The sequence below is a fragment of the Novosphingobium sp. Chol11 genome (assembly GCF_945870625.1).
Lineage (GTDB): Bacteria > Pseudomonadota > Alphaproteobacteria > Sphingomonadales > Sphingomonadaceae > Novosphingobium.
The window spans coordinates 1-4,245 of the sequence record NZ_CAMBTS010000159.1 but is presented as its reverse complement, the minus strand read 5'-3'; the positions used below and the strand labels follow the sequence as shown (position 1 = coordinate 4,245).

Annotated in this window: 4 protein-coding genes; 3 read left to right on the top strand and 1 reads right to left on the bottom strand. The window is 62.0% G+C overall.

Annotation, left to right across the window (positions count from 1 at the left end):
• Positions 1-700 precede the first annotated feature (700 nt).
• Positions 701-1,270 (bottom strand): TlpA disulfide reductase family protein, encoded by a 570-nt coding sequence (locus tag Q0O40_RS15485; protein ID WP_295531937.1) that lies wholly within the window; start codon positions 1,268-1,270, stop codon positions 701-703.
• A gap of 85 nt (positions 1,271-1,355) precedes the next feature.
• On the opposite strand from Q0O40_RS15485, the gene argH reads away from it, so the two are divergent.
• From argH to lysA, 3 genes are all read left to right on the top strand, one after another.
• Positions 1,356-2,732 (top strand): argininosuccinate lyase, encoded by a 1,377-nt coding sequence (argH, locus tag Q0O40_RS15480; protein WP_295531940.1) that lies wholly within the window; start codon positions 1,356-1,358, stop codon positions 2,730-2,732.
• The gene (locus Q0O40_RS15475; protein WP_295531933.1) at positions 2,729-2,983 is read left to right on the top strand and encodes a hypothetical protein; all 255 of its coding nucleotides are present in this window, start codon (positions 2,729-2,731) and stop codon (positions 2,981-2,983) included. The genes argH and Q0O40_RS15475 overlap by 4 nt, the downstream gene beginning before the upstream one ends.
• A gap of 48 nt (positions 2,984-3,031) precedes the next feature.
• Positions 3,032-4,245, top strand: a 1,214-nt coding sequence (gene lysA, locus Q0O40_RS15470) for a diaminopimelate decarboxylase (RefSeq protein WP_295531930.1), incomplete at its 3' end; no start/stop codon positions are given.

Below are 4,245 nucleotides of genomic sequence, written 5' to 3'. Positions count from 1 at the left end.
ATGGGTCAAATCTCAATGGAAACTTATGCCCCTCCCGGGTCACTTCTCAGCGCAAATCTACAGAACGCCTTTTGCGCGTCCGTGAACTTTGATGCCTTCATGCCACGACTCCTCGCCCAGCCAAGGAAATCTACGGCACAAAACTCTATCAAAAAATGATCCAGTTTTCAGGTGGCAGAGCAGCGGGGCCGGTTTGGTTGAGCAGCTCAAGCTGTGGCGCCGAACCGACGGGCAAAGGGGCTCGGTCGATTTCTCGCTTGCCACAACTCTGTGGACACGGTGTAAGCCGTCGACGGAGTTACACAGCGAACCACAATTCTCGAACACCATCACCAAAGCCAATCTGGCACGTTGGCCTTTGGGCCTTAAGAAAGCGGAACTAAATTATTGATTTTAAATTATAATTTTCTATTTTTGAACTACTGCAAGTGAGTAGTGGAGATTTGAAAAACGCCAACTTGGTTCAAAATTCATGCGACATGCGCAGTGTGTAAGTTTATGGGTTTAAGTCATTGATTTTAGGCCACAAAGATCACGATGGCTAAAATGCTCACTTACACAAAAGTTACACACTGAAAAAATTGCCATTTAACTTATTGATTTAATTAGATAATTTTTTCGTTATTTATTGAGTGGGAATAGCGTAAGCGGCGCCTTAGCTCAGGCCTGACCGCCTTGACCGCTAAGCTGGCTGGGGCGGTCAGCCGCCCGCCGCGCCAATGGTCTCGGCAAGCATGGCATCGGTGCGTGGCCCCAGCCAATCATAAGCGCCGACAATCCGCCAGACCTCGCGGCCTTTGGCATCATAAAGCACCGTGGTGGGCAGCACGCCGGTATTGTAGTGGAAGCTGAGATTGTTATCCGGGTCCAGCCACGGCTTGAGATAGACGAATTTGCGCGCCGCATAGAACGTGGTGACTTTCTCTGCGGCGTCTAAATCCTGCGAAACGGTCAGCACGCGCAGCGCATCCTTGTGCTTTGCGGCCAGCGTGTCGAGCATCGGCATTTCCAGCACGCAGGGGCCGCACCAGGTGGCCCACAAGTTGATCAGCACCGGCTTGCCCTTCAGATCGAGGGTGCGCAGCTTTTCGCCCGACGGATCGGTGAAAGTGAAATCGGGTATCGCCGCGCCGCGATTGGCGATGTCGATCTTGCCGCTGGGTGGCGTTGCTGCGCTTGTCGCTGCGGCTTGCTCGGTGGGCGTGCTGGCCGGTTGCGCCGCGCCGGGGGTTTGCCTATCGCAGCCGCCAAGCATGAGGGCGAGAGGCATCGCCAACGCGGCAAGCGAGCGCCCACTAACGACTGGCAGGGATAATACCGGCATGGGAAATTCGGGCAATTCAGGCTCCAACCAGATGTGGGGCGGGCGCTTCGCGGCTGGCCCTTCGGCCATCATGCGCGAGATAAACGCCTCGATCCCGTTCGACAAGGCGCTGTGGCGGCAAGATATCGCCGCGTCAAAGGCCCATGCGGACATGCTGGGCGCGCAAGGCATCATTGCGGCGGATGATGCGGCGCTGATTGCGGGTGGGCTGGACCGGGTCGCCGCTGAATACGAAGCAAGCGGTGTCCCGGAAAACTGGGATCTCGAAGACATTCACATGACCACCGAGAGCCGCCTGGCCGAGCTGATCGGACCTGCTGCCGGGCGCCTCCACACCGCGCGCAGCCGCAACGATCAGGTAGCCACCGATTTCCGCCTGTGGGTGCGCGATGCGGTGGATCAGGCGATGAACGGCCTGCTTGACTTGCAAAAAGCGTTGGTTGCCCGCGCTGGCGAACATGCGGGGTCGATCATGCCGGGCTTTACCCATCTGCAGACGGCGCAGCCGGTGACGCTGGGGCACCATTTGATGGCCTATCATGAAATGGTCGCGCGCGACGTATCCCGGTTTGCCGCTGCCCGGGTGCGCATGAACGAGTGCCCGCTGGGCTCCGCTGCGCTGGCCGGCACAGGCTTTCCGATAGACCGGACGCGCACCGCTGCTGCGCTGGGGTTTGACAGGCCGACGCGCAACAGCCTCGATTCGGTGTCCGACCGCGATTTTGCGCTCGATTACCTCATGGCGGCGGCGCAATGCTCGCTGCATCTCTCGCGGCTGGCGGAGGAATTCATCATCTGGGCCAGCCAGCCGTTCGGTTTCGTGACCTTGCCCGATAGCCTTTCGACCGGCAGTTCGATCATGCCGCAAAAGAAAAACCCCGATGCGGCAGAACTGGTGCGCGGCCATTCGGGGCGGATCATCGGCTGCCTCACTGCGCTGATGATCACGATGAAGGGCCTGCCGCTGGCCTATTCAAAGGACATGCAGAACGACAAGCCGCCAGTGTTCGAGGCGGCCAATCTGCTTGGGCTGTCGATTGCGGCGATGACCGGAATGGTGGCCGAGGCGACATTTCGCACCGAGCGGATGCGCGCCGCCGCCGAACTGGGCTATGCCACCGCCACCGATCTGGCCGACTGGCTCGTGCGCGCGGCAGGCGTGCCATTCCGCGAGGCGCACCACATCACGGGCGCTGCGGTGAAGCTGGCCGAAAGCCGGGGCATCGCGCTCGATCAACTGCCGCTGGAGGATCTGCAAGGCATCGATCCGCGCATCGATGATTCGGTCTATGGCGCGCTGTCGGTCGAAGCGTCGGTCGCGGCGCGCGCCAGCCATGGCGGAACCGCGCCATCCGAGGTAAGCAAGCGCGTGGCCGAGGCGGCGCGCGCGCTTGGTCTGGAGGAATGATGGCCCGTATTGCCTGCATGCTGCTGCTGATGATGAGCGGCCTTGCCCTGTCCGGTTGCGGCAATCGGCGCGAGCTTGAGCCGAAGGTGGGCCAGGTCCTGCCAGCCGCGCCCTATGGACGCAGCGACAAGCCCACCGCCGACACGCTGCTCAAACCGCCGGTGCAGGCCAAACCCGAACGCAATGTCGAATTGCGCCAACGCTCCGAAGAGCGCGCCGACGATCCATTCGATCTGCCGCCAGAAAGCTGATTTCAAGCAGCGGCTGCACCTACCCTGATCTTTTTTGCGGATTTCCCGATGGACCATTTTGAATATCGCAGCGGCGTGCTCCACGCCGAGGACATGGCGTTGCCGCTCATCGCCGAGGCTGTCGGCACGCCGGTCTATGTCTATTCGCGCGCCACGCTGACGCGCCATGCCCGCGTGTTTCGCGATGCGCTGGCCGTGCTGCCGCGCGTCCATCTGGCGTTTGCGGTGAAATCCAATCCCAATCTCGCGGTGCTCAAGGTGCTGGCGGCGGAGGGCTATGGCGCGGATGTTGTCTCGGTGGGCGAGCTTGACCGCGCGCTGGCGGCGGGGATTGCACCTGCCGATGTCGTGTTCTCCGGCGTGGGCAAGACCGCGCGGGAAATGCGCCGGGCGCTGGAAGTGGGGACCGGGCAATTCAACCTCGAAAGCGAGGAGGAGGGCCAGGAGCTGGCCGAAATCGCCGGGGCCATGGGCATGGTCGCGACCTGCACCTTACGCATCAATCCCGATGTCGATGCGGGCACGCACGAGAAGATTTCGACCGGCAAGGCGGAGAACAAGTTCGGCGTGCCTTTTGACCGCGCGGCAGGGATCTATGCGCGGCTGGCGGCGCTGCCGGGGCTGAACATGCGCGGCATTGCGCTCCACATCGGCAGCCAGCTTGCCAGCCTCGATCCGCTGGAGGCTGCGTTCACCAAGGCCGGGGCGCTGATGCAAGATATCCGCAGCGCGGGCGGCACCGTCACGCACATGGACCTCGGCGGCGGGGTGGGCGTGCCCTACAAGGCGGGCGAAGTGTTCCCGCAGCCCGCCGAATACGCCGCGATGATCGCGCGCGTGACGGCGGATTGGCATGTTACCCTGATGTTCGAGCCGGGCCGCGTGATCACTGGCAACACCGGCGTGCTGCTGACCGAAGTGGTGCGGGTCAAGGAAGGCGCGGTGCATCCCTGGGTCGTGGTCGATGCCGCGATGAACGATCTGGCGCGCCCCGCGATGTACGACGCATGGCACGATTTCAGCGCGGTGGCACCCACGGGCAAGCGTATGACCGCCAATATCGTCGGCCCGATCTGCGAATCGAGTGACACCTTCGCCAAGGCGCGCGATATCGACGTGGTCGCGCGCGGCGATCTGGCGGTGTTCCGCACCGCCGGGGCTTATGGCGCGACAATGGCGAACACCTACAACTCGCGGCCCATGGTGCCCGAAGTGATGGTGGATGGCGAAAAGTGGGCCGTGGTGGCCGACCGGATCGAGCC

What these genes read in the sequence shown, in the direction of transcription:
- Q0O40_RS15485 (WP_295531937.1), bottom strand. Translation starts at nt 1,270, where the DNA reads ATGCCTCTCGCCCTCATGCTTGGCGGCTGCGATAGGCAAACCCCCGGC.
- argH (WP_295531940.1), top strand. Translation starts at nt 1,356, where the DNA reads ATGTGGGGCGGGCGCTTCGCGGCTGGCCCTTCGGCCATCATGCGCGAG.
- Q0O40_RS15475 (WP_295531933.1), top strand. Translation starts at nt 2,729, where the DNA reads ATGATGGCCCGTATTGCCTGCATGCTGCTGCTGATGATGAGCGGCCTT.